Origin of the sequence: Aequorivita marisscotiae, from assembly GCF_029814825.1 — a bacterium.
In the GTDB taxonomy this organism is placed as follows: Bacteria; Bacteroidota; Bacteroidia; order Flavobacteriales; family Flavobacteriaceae; genus Aequorivita; species Aequorivita marisscotiae.
The window spans coordinates 1,249,099-1,265,182 of the sequence record NZ_CP122379.1 but is presented as its reverse complement, the minus strand read 5'-3'; the positions used below and the strand labels follow the sequence as shown (position 1 = coordinate 1,265,182).

General features: G+C 37.4%; 18 protein-coding genes and 1 tRNA gene. 8 read left to right on the top strand and 11 right to left on the bottom strand.

The window, feature by feature from the left end; translation table 11 throughout:
- Window positions 1-4: 4 nt before the first annotated feature.
- From QCQ61_RS05905 to QCQ61_RS05885, 5 genes are all read right to left on the bottom strand, one after another.
- The gene (locus tag QCQ61_RS05905; protein WP_279449847.1) at window positions 5-1,339 is read right to left on the bottom strand and encodes an HTTM domain-containing protein; all 1,335 of its coding nucleotides are present in this window, start codon (window positions 1,337-1,339) and stop codon (window positions 5-7) included.
- The gene (locus QCQ61_RS05900; RefSeq protein WP_279449846.1) at window positions 1,332-2,264 is read right to left on the bottom strand and encodes a bifunctional riboflavin kinase/FAD synthetase; all 933 of its coding nucleotides are present in this window, start codon (window positions 2,262-2,264) and stop codon (window positions 1,332-1,334) included. The genes QCQ61_RS05905 and QCQ61_RS05900 overlap by 8 nt, the downstream gene beginning before the upstream one ends.
- A 2-nt stretch (window positions 2,265-2,266) precedes the next feature.
- Window positions 2,267-2,902, bottom strand: a complete 636-nt coding sequence (pth, locus tag QCQ61_RS05895; protein ID WP_279449845.1) for an aminoacyl-tRNA hydrolase — start codon at window positions 2,900-2,902, stop codon at window positions 2,267-2,269.
- Window positions 2,903-2,980: 78 nt separating this feature from the next.
- Complete coding sequence (locus QCQ61_RS05890) at window positions 2,981-3,628, bottom strand: 50S ribosomal protein L25/general stress protein Ctc (protein WP_279449844.1); 648 nt, start codon at window positions 3,626-3,628, stop codon at window positions 2,981-2,983.
- Between the two features lie 121 nt (window positions 3,629-3,749).
- Entirely contained in the window at window positions 3,750-4,688 is a 939-nt protein-coding gene (locus tag QCQ61_RS05885) for a ribose-phosphate pyrophosphokinase (RefSeq protein WP_279449843.1), read from the bottom strand.
- Window positions 4,689-4,810: 122 nt separating this feature from the next.
- Here QCQ61_RS05885 and QCQ61_RS05880 point away from each other — a divergent pair.
- Window positions 4,811-4,892 (top strand) — tRNA-Leu (locus QCQ61_RS05880).
- Window positions 4,893-5,183: 291 nt separating this feature from the next.
- Here the strand turns inward: QCQ61_RS05880 and QCQ61_RS05875 are convergent.
- The 4 genes from QCQ61_RS05875 to QCQ61_RS05860 form a co-directional block, all read right to left on the bottom strand.
- Window positions 5,184-5,591: a type II toxin-antitoxin system HicB family antitoxin gene (locus QCQ61_RS05875; protein ID WP_279449842.1), complete on the bottom strand. Its 408-nt coding sequence runs from the start codon at window positions 5,589-5,591 to the stop codon at window positions 5,184-5,186.
- A gap of 46 nt (window positions 5,592-5,637) precedes the next feature.
- On the bottom strand, window positions 5,638-5,823 hold the full coding sequence (locus QCQ61_RS05870; protein WP_279449841.1) for a type II toxin-antitoxin system HicA family toxin: 186 nt from the start codon (window positions 5,821-5,823) through the stop codon (window positions 5,638-5,640).
- A 153-nt stretch (window positions 5,824-5,976) separates the two neighbouring features.
- Window positions 5,977-6,687, bottom strand: coding sequence for a T9SS type A sorting domain-containing protein (locus QCQ61_RS05865; protein WP_279449840.1), 711 nt, complete (start codon window positions 6,685-6,687; stop codon window positions 5,977-5,979).
- 110 nt (window positions 6,688-6,797) lie between these two features.
- Window positions 6,798-8,177, bottom strand: coding sequence for a T9SS type A sorting domain-containing protein (locus QCQ61_RS05860; RefSeq protein WP_279449839.1), 1,380 nt, complete (start codon window positions 8,175-8,177; stop codon window positions 6,798-6,800).
- A gap of 414 nt (window positions 8,178-8,591) precedes the next feature.
- On the opposite strand from QCQ61_RS05860, the gene QCQ61_RS05855 reads away from it, so the two are divergent.
- From QCQ61_RS05855 to QCQ61_RS05845, 3 genes are all read left to right on the top strand, one after another.
- Entirely contained in the window at window positions 8,592-9,170 is a 579-nt protein-coding gene (locus tag QCQ61_RS05855) for a HupE/UreJ family protein (protein ID WP_279449838.1), read from the top strand.
- Window positions 9,171-9,334: 164 nt separating this feature from the next.
- Window positions 9,335-9,769, top strand: coding sequence for a deoxycytidylate deaminase (locus QCQ61_RS05850; protein WP_279449837.1), 435 nt, complete (start codon window positions 9,335-9,337; stop codon window positions 9,767-9,769).
- Window positions 9,769-11,394 (top strand): S41 family peptidase, encoded by a 1,626-nt coding sequence (locus tag QCQ61_RS05845; protein WP_279449836.1) that lies wholly within the window; start codon window positions 9,769-9,771, stop codon window positions 11,392-11,394. Before QCQ61_RS05850 ends, QCQ61_RS05845 begins: the two co-directional genes overlap by 1 nt.
- Window positions 11,395-11,399: 5 nt before the next feature.
- Here the strand turns inward: QCQ61_RS05845 and QCQ61_RS05840 are convergent, their stop codons facing one another.
- A complete protein-coding gene (locus QCQ61_RS05840) occupies window positions 11,400-11,597 on the bottom strand; it encodes a hypothetical protein (RefSeq protein ID WP_279449835.1) in 198 nt (65 codons plus the stop codon).
- A 4-nt stretch (window positions 11,598-11,601) separates the two neighbouring features.
- Entirely contained in the window at window positions 11,602-12,186 is a 585-nt protein-coding gene (locus QCQ61_RS05835; protein ID WP_279449834.1) for a MarC family protein, read from the bottom strand.
- 118 nt (window positions 12,187-12,304) lie between these two features.
- Here QCQ61_RS05835 and QCQ61_RS05830 point away from each other — a divergent pair, with 118 nt between their 5' ends.
- From QCQ61_RS05830 to QCQ61_RS05815, 4 genes are all read left to right on the top strand, one after another.
- The gene (locus QCQ61_RS05830) at window positions 12,305-12,883 is read left to right on the top strand and encodes a DUF3109 family protein (protein ID WP_279450236.1); all 579 of its coding nucleotides are present in this window, start codon (window positions 12,305-12,307) and stop codon (window positions 12,881-12,883) included.
- 89 nt (window positions 12,884-12,972) lie between these two features.
- Window positions 12,973-13,575: a hypothetical protein gene (locus tag QCQ61_RS05825; protein WP_279449833.1), complete on the top strand. Its 603-nt coding sequence runs from the start codon at window positions 12,973-12,975 to the stop codon at window positions 13,573-13,575.
- Window positions 13,576-13,759: 184 nt separating this feature from the next.
- Window positions 13,760-15,628, top strand: a complete 1,869-nt coding sequence (locus QCQ61_RS05820) for a tetratricopeptide repeat protein (RefSeq protein WP_347814827.1) — start codon at window positions 13,760-13,762, stop codon at window positions 15,626-15,628.
- 82 nt (window positions 15,629-15,710) lie between these two features.
- Window positions 15,711-16,040, top strand: coding sequence for a DUF4286 family protein (locus tag QCQ61_RS05815; protein ID WP_279449832.1), 330 nt, complete (start codon window positions 15,711-15,713; stop codon window positions 16,038-16,040).
- Window positions 16,041-16,084: the final 44 nt, after the last annotated feature.

Below are 16,084 nucleotides of genomic sequence, written 5' to 3'. Positions count from 1 at the left end.
TAAATTAATCTTTTAAAGGGCGGTGCAAATCTTTGGGCGATGGCAAGATCCACTCGCTGTGTTTAAAGGGATGCCACTTCTCGGCTGCCAGATCTATTTCAGGATTGGTAAAAGGATAGAATTTTCCGCGGTTAACCCGCACCTTTGCTTCCATGTAAACAGCAACATCACGACCTTTTTCTGCTTCAATGGCTTTAATTTTTTGTGCGAGCTGCCACATAATATCTGGCTTAGTAGCAACGGAACCTTGTTGCTTGCGACCTAATAATACACTGTAATTGTAAAATTCTTTTGCGCCGTCTTTTTTGTCGGCAACATAAACCGTTAACGAACCGCTTTTTGCACGGAGCATCATTCGCCAACTTAAACGGTGGCCTTCTTCGGTCCATAGCACATCGTCTTTAAAAAACCAATGCCGCAGTGGAAGTGCCAGTTGAAATGCAAAATAAATTGAAAACGCTCCAAGGAGTAAATTTTTATACTTCGGAACAACCACATCGTTGCCAATATAAAGTTCTTTCTTTGGAAGAAAGCGTTTTTGAAGAATTTGTGGAGAAAAGAAAAAAAGCGCAAAGGCGATTGACATATATGGAAAAATGCCAATTTGAAAAACAATAGAATTAAACAAATGAAAAAATACGGAAATCACAAAACCAATTACGCGAGTGCGCTTCCAAAGCATTAAGGGCACAATTAACAAATCGAATAAAATACCCGTATAGGCAATGGCCCAATGCACCCAGTTTTCCTGTAGCAAACTGCCAATTAACCAATAGTGTTTGCGGCCTTCCATTAATAGTGCCGCCATAGAGGCGTCGAGCCAATCTGGATAAAATTTTGCCACCGAGGCGTACGTGTAAACAATCCAAACCTGAAAAATTAACACCAAAAGCACCCATCGGGGCATAGCCGGATTTTTGAGTTCGGGATTTATTTTAGCATCCAAGGAAAACCAGCGATTGGCCGGTAACAGAGCCATAATCCAACACAGTAACATCATTAAATAATAATGATTGTTGTAGCTAGATTTCTGCATTAAATACACGGCAGTCCACATAATAGCATACGCAATCATGCTAAAGCGATATTTGTATCCAAGCATCACAAAAATGCCAAAGATGCCCATGACCACAAAATAATAGTACATAAAATCTCCTTGCAAATACTGCAAAAAGTCGAAACCTATAAAATTAAAAGTAAAGGGTGGCTCTACGAGGGTGCGGCGTAACCAGCCCGTAAAAATTGCACCAAAAGCCTCTGTAGCAATCAAAAAGCCAAATACCGCCCTAAAAAGAACAAGCCCTATATTGTCTATTTGCCTAAACAGAAATTTATTCACGTTGCTTTAAATATGCTTTTGCGAAATTTTCATCTTTTAAAATTTCCTGTCGAAGCAATTCCAAAGAATCAAAAGTTGCTTCGTCGCGAATAAATTTTAAAAATTCAATAGTAATTTGGGTTCCGTATAAATCTTGGTTAAAATCGAGAAAATGTGTTTCAATAGTTTTCTCCTTTCCGCCAACGGTTGGGTTTGTACCTATACTTGTAATTCCAAAATACCTCGTACCATCAATTATTGATTGTATTATATAAACGCCGTTTTTTGGAACCAATTTGTACTTTTCGGCCAATTTTAAATTTGCCGTAGGATAGTTTATGGTTCGGCCTATGGCCTTTCCTTTAATTACTTCGCCAGTAATCATAAAATTATAACCCAAATAGGTATTAGCTGTTTCAATGTCGCCGTGGTCTAAAGCCCTTCTAATTTTTGTGGAACTAACCGCTACATCGTCAATTTCCTTTGCCGAGATTTCTACTACTTCAAAATTATACGTTTTTCCGTATTCTTTTAAATCTTCAATATCGGCATTTCTATTTCTGCCAAAACGATGGTCATAACCAATAATTATTATTTTCGCCTTTAAGCTATTCACTAAAATATCGCGTACATATTCCAGAGCTGTTAACCGCGAAAATGCATGCGTAAACGGATGTATTACTAAATTATTTAACCCCGTATTTTCTAGCAGTTGCGTGCGTTCTTCAATAGTGTTTAGCAGTTTGATATTTAAATTTTGCTGTAATACCATTCGCGGGTGCGGAAAAAATGTGAGCACGGTAGCATCCAGATTTTCATTTTTGGCAGTTGCTACAAGTCGTTTTAAAATAGCGTTATGGCCAATATGGACCCCGTCAAAAGCGCCAATGGTAACCACACTTTGGCGGTCATTTTTATAGGTGGAAGCTGCCGAAAATTTCTTCAAAATTATTTACCGTTAAATGTATTCATAGTAATGTTCATTCCCGCAAGCGCGAAAGATTCAATAATATTACAAGATATTTTTAAACGTTCGGGCATGTTTTTTTCTTCCTCCATTTCCCACTCACCCAAGACGTAATCTACTTGCCGTCCTTTTGAAAAAGCGTCGCTTATTCCAAATCGGAATCTATTGTAATTTGTGGTTTGCAGGGTATTTTGTATATCCTTTAACCCATTGTGACCACCATCGCTACCTTTAGTTTTTATTCGAATTGTACCGAAAGACAAATTTAAATCGTCTGTAATTACAAGTAAATTTTCCAACGGAATTTTTTCTTTTTCCAGCCAGTAATTTACAGCCTTTCCGCTTAAATTCATATACGTACTGGGTTTGAGAAAAATAAAAGTTCTGCCCTTTACTTTATGCGAAGTAACATCACCCAATTTGGCTGTTTGCCACGTAAGTGAGTTTTGTTCGGCATAAAAATCTAGAATTTTAAAACCAATATTATGACGGGTATTCGCATATTTTGGACCTATATTTCCAAGTCCTACTATAAGAAATTTTTTCATTGGATCTTTTTCTTCTGAAATAACCTTGACCGTTTTTGCAGAAAACAGCTTATTAAAAAATGAAAACATATTACGTTGAATCTTCGGTAAAAATAAAAAAAGCACCCTGAATTAACAGGATGCTTTATACTTATCTTTAAAAAGAAATTATTCTTTTACTGCAGCAACATCATCTGTTTCTGTAGCTGGAACTTCTTCTCCTTCTGCGCCTTCAGCTGTTTCAGCATCTTCATCAACTTCGTCCACAATAGCGGTACGTGAAGTTCTAACCTGACAGATAACTGTATTTTCTGGGTGCATGATTTTAAATTTGTCGCTTTCCACAGACTTGGTGTACTTTTTATTACCAATTTTCATTTCGGTAATATCTACCTCAATAAAGTCTGGAAGGTTTTCTGGCAATGCCTTTACGCGAAGTTTACGCGTAACTATACGCAAAGTACCACCGTTACGAACACCACGGGAATTACCTGTAGTACGTACAGGAATTTCCATTGTTACTTCTTTATCATCAAAAATTTGGTAAAAATCAATGTGAAGAATACGATCAGTAACTGGATGGAATTGAATATCCTGAAGAATGGCATTTACTTTTGTGCCGCCAAGGTTAATTACAACTGTGTGTACATCTGGAGTGTAAACCAAGTCTTTAAATGCAATTTCTTCTGCTGAAAAACTAATTGGCTCATCCCCTCCGTAAACTACGCAAGGAACCATTCCAGCATTACGTAGGGCCTTCGTTGCCTTTTTGCCCACGCTTTCTCTTTGTGATCCTTTAATTGTAATAGATTTCATTTTGTTTGAATTGTTTATTTATTAAAAAACTCCCTAAAAAGCTGTTTTTTAGGGAGTGCAAAGATAAATTTTATTTTGGATTATCGGTTTAGGAAAATTGATTTTTTATTTTGAAATAAATCTACATTAAAAACTTCCCGCTAATAGACTTATTGGCGTTAACGCTCAGCATAACATCGGCAAACAAGTTTGCGCAGCTAATTACCCGAATTTTTTTACTGGGTTTTGTAGGAATTGAATCTGAAACAATAAGTTCTAACATTTGCGATTTTTCTATGCGCTCATAAGCATTTCCGGAAAGTAGTGGATGTGTACAAACTGCACGAACACTTAAGGCGCCACGCTCTATCATTAAATCTGCTGCCGTAGTAAGGGTTCCGGCGGTATCAACCATATCATCTACCAACACGACGTTTTTTCCTTTTACGTCGCCAATTAGTTCCATATGCGAAATAACGTTCGCTTTTTCTCGCTGCTTATAGCAAATAACAACATCGCTTTCCAAAAATTTTGAATAAGCATACGCGCGTTTTGAACCGCCCATATCTGGCGAAGCGATGGTAAGATTCTCAAGATTTAGACTGCGTAAATACGGCAAAAAGATCGTGGAAGCAAAAAGATGATCCACAGGTTTTTCAAAAAACCCTTGAATTTGATCTGCGTGCAAATCCATTGTAATTATACGTGTTGCGCCTGCCGTTTCCAGCATTTTTGCCACCAATTTTGCAGCAATAGGTACCCGAGGCTTATCTTTTCTGTCCTGTCTAGCCCATCCAAAATATGGCAATACAGCTGTAATATGGCGGGCGGAAGCCCTTTTCGCGGCATCAATCATTAACAGTAGCTCCATTAAATGGTCGCTATTTGGAAAAGTTGAGCCAATGAGAAAAACGCGGCTTCCCCGGACAGATTCTTCAAAAGAAGGTTGAAACTCGCCATCGCTATAATGGGAAGTTATTACTTTTCCCAAGGGAATTCCGAAGGCATCAGCAATATCTTTTGCTAAGGCTTCACTTTGTTTACAGGCAAAAATCTTTGGGTCTGGTGCGAGAGATGGCATTTGTTTTTGGTTTTGTTTGAATAGGCTACAAAGGTAAAAATAATAGTTAGCGATATTTAAAAAAATAGCCTTATAAATTTTCAAGTAATTTCCAATTATTTGTTTATTTTTGCCTCCCGTTTGCTCGAGTGGCGGAATTGGTAGACGCGCTGGATTCAAAATCCAGTTCTTTCGGGAGTGTGGGTTCGATTCCCACCTCGAGTACAAAATCCCCTAACAATTTTTGTTGGGGGATTTTTTTATGTGTGATAGACGCCCTGGGCTCAAAATCCAGTTCTTTCAACAAGTGGGTTCCCCCGAGGATTCGGGGCCACCTCGAGTACAAAATCCCCTAACAATTTTTGTTGGGGGGTTTTTTTATGTGTGACGCCCTGGGCTCAAAATTCAGTTCTTTCAACAAGCGGGTTCCCCCGAGGATTCGGGGCCACCTCGAGTACAAAAAGCCTTAACAGAAATGTTGGAGCTTTATTTTTTTACTATTAATTACTATATGCCTTAAAATGAAACCGAAAGCAATTCCTGCCCAAGTTCGTGTATTGCTTTTTCTATTTTTTTAGTTTGGTCTTCAGAGGCGTTAGCTTTTCCCGTTTTGTATTGACGAAGCAACGAAGAATTGATTTTTGCTTTTTCGGCAATTGAGCCAATCTTTACCTCTGGTATAAGATTGAAAAAACCCTCCAAATCCATTTTATACTCAAATTCTACTCCGTTTTCATACTTGGCAACCCAGTCTTCTTCTAATTCTCGCGCAACTTCCAAATGTTCATCAAAAACTTTTTGCAGATCCATTTTTAATTCAGAAAGTGAATTCCCATAAACGGAAACTATGCCTTCCAAATTTTCTGTTGTACCCCAATAGGTCCCATCCTGCGCCTTTTCGACATAAATTTTCACTTTTACCATAATTCAAGGTTTCTATTTCTACTTTTTTCTCAACGCTATAATAAACTTAGTCTTTAAGCCCCGCCTGTTTTAATATTGAATTTACTGTTCCTGGAGGTACATCCTTTTTTGGATGTGGAATAGTAACCAATCCTTTTTTCACTGGATGTTTGAAATGATGATGGCTACCTTTTGTCCTAACGATATACCAACCATCTTTTTCAATCATCGTTATCAATGAGCTGGATTTCATAAAGTAAATGTATAACAAATATGTTATATGGCAAAATTGCTATATTATTTTGGTTTTCGATTTTCTTCGTATAATTGAAATAATTAAGAAAACAGCATAGTTTTCCCTGATGCCTCGGGTATAAAGGAAAACCTAAACTGAAATGTTCGGGCTTTATTTTTTTATAAACTTTACTACGCTTCTATGACCTTCGGAAGTTGTTAATTCAAGAAAATACATTCCTTTTGCTAGTGAAGTAATATCTAGAGCGCCTTCAATTGGTTCGCCTTCTAAAATTCTTTTCCCTGATATGGAATAAACTATTGTTTTTATAATTTGAGCGTCTTCGGATTTTATAAACAGCCGATCGGTAGCTGGGTTTGGATAGAGTTTGAATTTTTCGGAATTATAGCCTTGAATGGATAGTGGTTCTCCAGCAATAAAGTCCAGCACTAAACCAAAAGGATTATTTGTATAATGCATATGCTGTAAGCCATCTGATGAGTCAATAAAAATATTGTACCAGTAATCATCTTCAGTTGAAAAAAAATCGAAGTAATAAAATTCAAAGTCGTTCCATATCTGGTGTTCACAGGTTTCCGTGGTCTGCGTGTAATTAATGGGTCTCAATTCCTCAGAATTGCCCATAAGAATGAAGTTTCCCGAAAAGGAATTACAAGCTCCAAAACCTTCGAACGAAAGATTGTAATTTACCGTTAAATACGGTCTAATGGGAGGGTCTATTTCTGAAATAATTGCCGGATGGCCAAAATCTGGAATAATACTATAAAGCTGCCACGTTTTAAAAAGTTCAGGATCGGGATCTTGACCAAAGCTTTGAAATGCCAATATAAGTGTAACTAATAATATTGTAAATTTCTTCATAATCGAATTCTTTAGAAACTCAATTAAAGGTACAAAATCTTCGCCATAAAAAAATCCCCAGAGATTTTCTGAGGATTTTTTACACTGTTTACTTAAGGTTTTTAGAAAATTTATTTCTTAATAATCTTCTTTGTAATCGTTCCTTCGGCAGTATTAATTTTCAAAATATAAGCTCCAGCCGAAAGGTTAGCTGCATTTACTGTTGAAACTGTATTGCTTAAAATTCCTTTAGAAATTAGTGCGCCGGTGTAGCTGTATATACTATAAGATTGCAATCCCAAAGTAGAAGCAACCGAAAAAGTAGTGTCAAAAATAGTTGGATAAACTTTTACCGCAGTAGCATCAAAAGAGTTGTTTTCTACTCCTAGTACAAAATTTAAAACCGGGTAACCATCATTAACGCTTGAATCTATAGACCAAGGTGCCTCGGTTGAACCTGCGTTTAGTAAATCTACAGTTTCGGTAGATTTCATTTCGGCAGTTGTTAAAGCTGTAATATCTGGAGTAACCGGAGGCCCTTGAACAACACCTACACCTTCGGTCATTCCTGAAGTTTCGGTATCGAAATATAAGTTTTCGGCATTAATCATTCCCCATAAACCTATAACAGCACCAGCACTATCAGGAGCAGTTACCGTACCGGTAGCATATGAATTTTTAATAAGTAACGCATTGTCTCCATTACCAATTAACCCCCCTGCACGGTCCATTAATGAAACAACATTAGCACGAGAATAGCTATTGTCTACAACACTTTCGCCTGCAAAAGCAAATGGAAAAGAACCAATTAATCCACCTGTCAATGCATCGGCAGTTACGGTACCTTCAGAATAACATTCAGCAACAGTTACATTGTCCCAACCTGTACCGGCTAAACCTCCTACTTGTGCGAAACCAGTTACATTACCAATTGCGTGACTTTTAGTAATAGTAGAGTTGGTTAAAAATCCACCAACCAATCCGCCAGTTGTATATTGTCCGGTAACATCTACATTTATAGCGCTACAGTTTTCAATAGAACCGTTATTATAAAGGTTTGCTATTAAAGCACCTGTATTATCATCGCCAATAACATTGGCAGTGTCTAGATGCAAGTTTGAAAAAGAAGCGCTCTCGGTATGACCAAAAAGACCCGCCATTCCAGTTGTAGGCATATTTACCCATAAATTGCTTATTACGTAATCGTTACCATTCACAGTACCTGAAAAAGGAATATTGAATTCTACACCTATAGGGCTCCATAAATTGCCATCGAGGTCTATATCGCCTCCAATTAAAATAGTTTTACCTGCAAATGAATTGCCATCGGCAACCAATTGTGCCAGGCCAGCCAAGGTTTCGGCAGTTGAGAGGGTAAATTCGTCTTGGCCGGCATCGTACCAACTTGTGTCGGCAAGATCGCTCCAAGATGTTGTGGGGAAAGTTTGTGCTTGAGTCATCGTTACAGATACCAAAAGCAATACTAAATAGATTTGTAATTTTTTCATCATTATGTTTTAGAGATTTTCCGCAAATATATTAAACAACTTTACCCGTGCAAAGGGATTTAAATGCCCCAATACTAAGCAAATAATTGGCTTTTTAATTTATTTAATACCGTTTCTATGATGTTGATAAATTAGCTGTTAAAGATGAAGCAAAATGACAATAATACTTCAAAATAAAAATGAAAAACACATGACATCTTTTTTGTAATTATTTTTTTGAACAACGCTTTTAAATATCTAATTATGTGTTATTTACGCTATATAATTAACATGCCAATTTTTTAAAATATTTAAACAACTATTTTAGAAATAATTAAAAACCACCTCATTGGCAAAGTTTTCGATCCTTGGCCAAATTCATTGATATCTTCCCCACAAAAATGTATATTTGACAAACTTTACAAACTACTCCCCTTCATGACTGATTTCTGGTTGTATTTTAATCTTGGCCTGCACCATGTATTGGATTGGAAAGCCTACGATCATATTCTATTTTTAATAGTTTTATGCGCTGCCTATAATTTCTCTTCGTGGAAAAAATTACTAATTTTAGTTACCATGTTTACCATTGGGCACACGCTATCGCTGCTTTTGGCAGCCTATAATGTAGTGAGTGTTTCGGGAAAGGTAATTGAGTTTTTAATACCCGTAACTATTTTGGTTACGGCGCTATTTAACCTTTTTACCGCGGGAAAGGAGAAAAAGTTCGAAAAAATTGGCATGCTCTACATTGTTACTATTTTCTTCGGAATCATTCACGGTTTGGGATTTGCCTCTTTCTTTACCGCATTAGACAGCGGCAGGGAATTGCTACCATTACTGGAATTTGCCCTCGGTATTGAAACTGCCCAAATTATAGTTGTTATCGTTTTTTTAATTATTGCTTTTATCTTTCAAACTATATTCCGTTTCAACAAAAGAGATTGGGTTTTGGTAGTTTCTTCATTGGTAATAGGAATGGTTATACCAATGCTCATCAATAATTGGATTTTTTAAACTGTAACAGCTCATAATAACACCAATAGGCTTCGATTTTAAAAATATCTTCCTTTGCAAAAACTGGTACAACTACAAGCAAGTTTTTTCTTTGGCAAGAAGTTAACAACATTTTTTTTGGCAGTGGCGTAACTTCAAAGTAATTTCGTTGTCTATTTAAAAGTATGAAGGACAGCAAACAACGCAAATACGATATTGCCTATCTACGGATGGCCCAAGAATGGAGCAAACTCTCCTATTGTAAAAGAAAACAGGTTGGCGCGCTTATTGTAAAAGATAAAATGATAATAAGCGACGGGTACAACGGCACCCCTACAGGTTTTGAAAACATTTGTGAAGACGATCAAGGATACACAAAGTGGTATGTGCTACACGCCGAAGCAAATGCAATACTAAAAGTAGCCTCCAGCACACAGGCCTGCCAAGGCGCCACATTATATATTACAATGTCGCCTTGTAAGGAGTGTAGCAAATTAATTCACCAAGCAGGTATAAAGAGAATGGTTTACCTCAATGAATATAAAGACAACTCTGGAATCGCTTTTCTTGAAAAAGCAGGAGTGAGCGTGCAGCATATTTCAGATTTGGAATCGGTATAATGAAAAATAAAACTTCGACAACACTTAACAAGCAAAAAAAATACTTGCCGCTGTGGATTGGATTGGCTCTGGCCATAGGCGTTTTTATTGGTTCGAAGCTAAATTTTAATGACAATACCGAAAAAATTTTTGCGACCAGTTCCAAAAAAGATAAGCTCAATAGGCTTATAGACTATATAGATTATGAATACGTAGATAAAGTAAACACAGACAGTATTGTAGATGTAACCGTTTACGGAATCCTTTCCAACTTAGACCCCCATTCGGTTTATATTCCCAAAAAAGAATATCAACACAGTGCAGACGACATGCGCGGCGCCTTTATTGGTATAGGCGTAAGTTTTTATATTTATAAAGATTCCATTGCCGTTATTCGCACTATTGAAGGTGGTCCCGCAGAGCAAGCCGGAATAAAAGGTGGCGACAGAATAATTTATGCCGACGGTAAAAAACTTTTCGGCGAATTGGTGCAGCGCGACAGCATTTCCAATTATTTAAAAGGCGAAATAAACAGTAAAGTTGCACTAGATGTTTATAGACCGAGCGAAAACAAAACCTTAGAATTTAAAGTGCGAAGAAAGCAGGTGCCTCTGGTAAGTGTTGACGCTTCGTATATGATTGAAGAAGAATTGGGCTACATAAAAATAAATCGCTTCTCAGAAACTACGTTTAGGGAGTTTGAATCGGCCCTCGAAAAATTAAAAGACCAAGGAGCCACTAAATTGGTTTTAGACCTTCGCGATAATCCGGGTGGTTATATTTCTACTGCCGAACGTATTGTTGATGAGTTTTTAGAAAACAACAAACTCGTGTTAATCACAAAAAACAAAAGTGGCGAAATAAATAAAACCTATGCCACGCGCCGCGGCGATTTTGAACACGGAAAACTCTATGTGCTAATTAATGAAAACTCAGCTTCGGCAAGCGAAATTGTAGCTGGCGCACTGCAGGACAACGATAAAGGCACAATAATTGGCCGTCGTTCGTTCGGAAAAGGTCTGGTGCAGCGCGAAATGTCGCTCGGAGATGGCAGTGCGGTCCGCCTTACCATTGCCAGGTATTACACTCCCACCGGCCGTTCTATCCAGCGCCCATACGGTAATGGGAACGACACCTATTACAATGAGTACGAAAAACGCTATCGCAACGGCGAATTATTACACGCAGATAGCATAAAAGTAGCAGACTCATTAAAATACACCACGCCCAAAGGAAAAGTGGTTTACGGTGGCGGCGGAATAATTCCAGACGTATTTGTGGCGAAAGACACGAGTGTAGAAAACGAAACACTTCAATACGTTTCGCGAAGCGGATTTATGAGCTATTTTATATTTGAATATCTCGAAAAAAACCGAGCCCTATTTAAAGATATGAATTTTGAAGACTTTAGAAAAAACTATAAAATTGATAAGAGCCTTTCAGAAGAATTTATAGAATATGCCAAGTTTAATGAAGCGCAAATAGATCTTTCAAATTACACCGAAGAATTAAGAAGAACCCTAAAAGCCAATATCGCCCAACAGCTATTCGGCCCCAATGCTTACGAGATTATATTAAACGAAAACGATCCCATGATTCTAAAAGTTCTAGAACTGGAGGCCAATAATGCTATCGGCAATAACTAAAATCCTTACTTTTTGGTCTGCGCTGCAATTCTTTTGGAAATAAGCAGAATAGTTAATAGTAATATTGCACAAAACCCCGCTAATATACAGATGAAAGCAACGCCGCTGTCGCCATTTAGCAGGTTTTCAAAGTTTAATTTGGTAGCGTTAAATACAACCAATATTGCAGCGAGGGCAATCATTATATAAATTACAGTTTTCATAATATCAATGGTTAAATAATTCTTGAATGTTTGAGGTGAATAGCTTCACAGCAATTGCAAGCAAAATTACACCAAATATTTTTTGAATTACTGCAATTCCATTTTTTCCTAAAAAACGCTGCAATTTCCCCGAAGTTTTTAAAACCACATATATTACTATAATATTTACAATTATAGCAACAATTATATTTTGAAGCTGATATTCGGCACGTAAGGACAGTAGCGTAGTTAAACTTCCCGGACCGGCCAACAGCGGAAAAGCCAATGGAAAAATAGAAGCCAAATCAGGGCTCGTATCGCCTTCTTTAAAAAGGGTAACGCCCAAAATCATTTCCAAAGCAATAAAGAAAAGTATCAACGAACCTGCTACGGCAAATTCATTTACGTTTACTCCAATGAGATTTAAAATACTTTCTCCTAAAAAAAGAAAGACAATCATCACTACTGCTGCTATAATAGAGGCTTTGCCAGAATTAATATGGCCAGCCTTTTCACGCAACCCAATAATAATAGGAATACTTCCTACAATATCTATTACTGCAAAAAGCACCATTGTGGCCGTTGCTATTTCTTTGAAATTTAAAGTCATACCCTTTTTTTTGAGGCGGCAAAATTATAAAATATAATTGGTTGCCACAGAATTTTATGTGGTTAATAAAAGCATAAATTTTACTATGCCCAAATTACAAAACAACTATCTTTGCCGCATGTTTCAACTGGGAAAAACGATCGTTTCTGAAGATATAATCGAAAAAGATTTTGTGTGCAACCTCCATGCGTGCAAAGGTGCGTGCTGTATTGAGGGCGAAGCAGGCGCCCCCATCACCCCAAAAGAGGTGTCTATTCTTAAAGAAATTTACCCGAAAGTAAAACCATTTCTACGGCCAGAAGGCATTGAGGCAATTGAAAAACAAGGCACTCACATTAAAACCACACAAGGCGAATTAGAAACTCCCTTGGTAGATGGAAAAGAATGTGCCTACGTAACCTTTAACGAACGTGGTATTGCAAGCTGTGGCATTGAAGACGCCCATAATGCTGGCGCAATTGACTCCATAGCTCCAGGATTTATAAAACCAATTTCTTGCCATTTATACCCAGTGCGCGTACAGGAATACAGCGAGTTTTCGGCAGTTAACTATCATCGCTGGCCAATTTGCGACGACGCCTGTACTCTGGGAAAAGAACTAAAAGTACCGGTTTACAAATTTGTAAAAACAGCCCTTATCCGAAAATTTGGCGAAAATTGGTACACCCAATTAGAAAAAGTAGCTTCGGAAATGTAGCCTTCTTTCACTTTAAATTGTCTTATCTTATTCATATTGATTACCTTAGTATTTTAATTAAATTTATTTACTAACTAAAATTTTCAAATATGAAGAAGTATGTATTAGCCCTATTGGTTCTTGCAGCTTTTGCGAGCTGTAAAGACAATCCAGTGAGCAAGAAAATCAAGGAAACGAAAGATGCTGTTTCCAACACTACAAATGCGGTAAAAGAAATGACCAATATGCAGGATGATATAAAAGAACTGCAGGACATTACTCCACTTACCAATGAAGAATTAAAATCTTGGATGCCAGAAGAGGTAAACGGAATGAAACGCATAAGCTATAAAGCTGGCCAAGCAGGAATGATGAATATCTCGTCTATTGAAGCTACATACGCTAACGAAGACAAATCGAAAAAGTTTTCAATAAATATAATTGATGGTGCAGGACAAGTAGGAGCAGCAGCAACAATGGGTATGCGAATGGTCATGTCTCAAGATTTTGAAGAAGAAGACGAGCACGGCTCCCGACGTACTGTTACCAAAAATGGCAAAAAAGCCATTGAAGAATATCGTACTGGCAACAATAGAAGCACCATCCAACTTATGGAAGGAAACCGTTTTTACCTAGAAGCAAAAGGCACCAATATGGATATAGACGAAACTTGGGATGCCATTGACGAATTAGATTTAGAAGAACTAGGTTAAAATAATATTTCCCACTGCACAAAGGCTGTTTAAAATGTAAGATTTAAAGCTTGTTTCAGCGAAAGCCTCAACGGCAAGATATTGCAAACCAATTTTTTTTGGTGGCACTCAAGCAAGCAAAATTATACAAATCTTAAGCTTTATACAGCCTCTTTTCTTTTACTAGGATGCCAACAAAATAAGATTGCACACCTATTGCATTCGTGGCTTTGTTTTTGATAATTTTTACAAGTTACCTTTAGCTATCGGGCTATTTACGTATATTTACGGCATGCGCAGAATTCTATGTATAGTACTCTTTTTTACCGCTACGGCAAGCTTTTCACAGAGCGATGCTTTGGCAAAAAATTATTTCGAACAAGGAGAGTTCGAAAAATCATTGCGTATTTATGAAAAACTGAACAAGGAAAATCCATACCGACTCGATTATTTTATGGGTGTGGTACAGAGCAATCAACAGCTCGAAAATTTTACAGAAGCCGAGCAACTTATTAAGGAAAAATTGGGCAGCGGACGAAACTTTCCGCAGCTATTCGTAGAGTTAGGCCACAATTACACCCTTCAAAACAAAACCGAACTGGCTACTTTAAGTTATAACAAAGCCATCGAAATAATTGACGAAAACCCAAATTTCTCCTACATTATTGGCAACACATTTCAAAAATACAGCCTGTTGGACGAAGCAGTAACCGCTTACGAAAAAGCAATGGCGCTAAGCGACAAACTAGATTTTAACATGCAACTGGCGCAAATTTATGGCGAGCAGGGCAAATTGGAAAAAATGTTCGATAGCTATTTGGGGCTGGTAGAAAAAAACAATTCATATAAGGGAAATGCGCAGCGATATTTCAGTCTTTATACCACCGAAGATCCAAATAACGAAGCAAATTTATTGCTAAAAAAAATACTTTTGCAACGGTTGCAGCAAAATCCGGATGTTCTTTACAACCAATTGTTAAGCTGGTTATTTATTCAACAAAAAGAATATAAAAAAGCTTTTACACAAGAAAAAGCAATTTACAAACGCCTAGGCGACAATCTCAGCGGAATTACAAACCTAGCCTATATAGCTATCGCCGATGAAGATTACGAGGCCGGCAGGGAAATAGTAAACTACATTATTGAAAATTCGTTTACGCCACAAAGTAAATTGCAAGGCAATCAAATTCTTATGAAAATGGAGGTGAAAACCGCCACAGCCGAGCAATATCCTGAGGTAGCAAATAAATTTAAAAACCTTTTAGACGAATTCGGCCGCAATCGCGAAACCTATTCATTACAAGTAGATTACAATCAATTTTTAGCCTTTCAGGCAAATAATAAAGAATTGGCAATCGAAAATTTAAAATCGCTGGCAAAGCAAAATCTAACGCCCTATCAGGAAGCTCACGTAAAAATGGCGCTCGCAGATATTTTGGTCTTCGATGAAAAGTTTAACGAAGCCCTTATTTATTATTCTCAAATCCAGAAAAAAGTACAGAACGACGTTTTGGCACAAGAAGCCCGTTTTAAAGTTGCACGCACCAGTTATTTTAAAGGCGATTTTGAATGGGCACAGGTACAATTAGATGTCCTAAAAAAATCTACTTCGCAATTAATTGCCAACGACGCTATGGAACTCAGTTTATTAATTCGCGATAACTCACTGGAAGACTCCACACAAACCGCACTTAAAAAATACGCCCGTGCCGATCTGCTGGCTTTTCAAGACAGAAACACCGAAGCCATTGCTGTTTTGGATGATATTTTAACCAATCATAAAGGCGAAAAAATTGAAGACGAAGCACTCTATAAACAGGGGCTGGTTTATGAAAAACTTCACGAATACACCAAAGCCGAAAGCAACTATTTAAAAATTACCGAATTTTATAGCGACGATATCCTAGCAGACAATGCCCATTATAGACTCGCCCAGATTTACGAAGAAAAACTAAACCAACCGCAAAAAGCAAAAGCGCAATACGAAGCTATAATCTTTAACTACGCAGATAGCATTTATTTTGTTGAAGCGCGGAAAAAGTATCGTTCTTTGCGCGGCGATGCTATAAATTAAAGCCTAACACTAAAGATTTTTAAACCCACTAGGTTTCCTTTTATTTGTAATTTTGCACACAAAATTTTAAATTTTACAAAATATGTACATCTATAATGTAACGATAAATGTAGATCAAGCCATACACGACACTTGGCTTAACTGGATGAAAACAGTACACATTCCCGCTATGCTAGCCACCGGAAAATTTAAAAAAGCCTTACTAACGCGCGTAGTTATAGAAGAAGAAATGGGCGGCACAACCTATTCCGTGCAATACACCACAGATAGTAAAGAAACGCTCGAAAAATATTATTCCGAAAATGCCGATAAGCTCCGCGCGCAAAGCAATCCTTTTGAAGGAAAATTTGTAGCCTTCCGAACCGAGCTCGAAGTTATTGGCGAAGCCCACAACGAAATTTTTAATCAATAGCCAAGGTACCCTCCGTACGTTGCAAATACCCTTGTGTACAAATC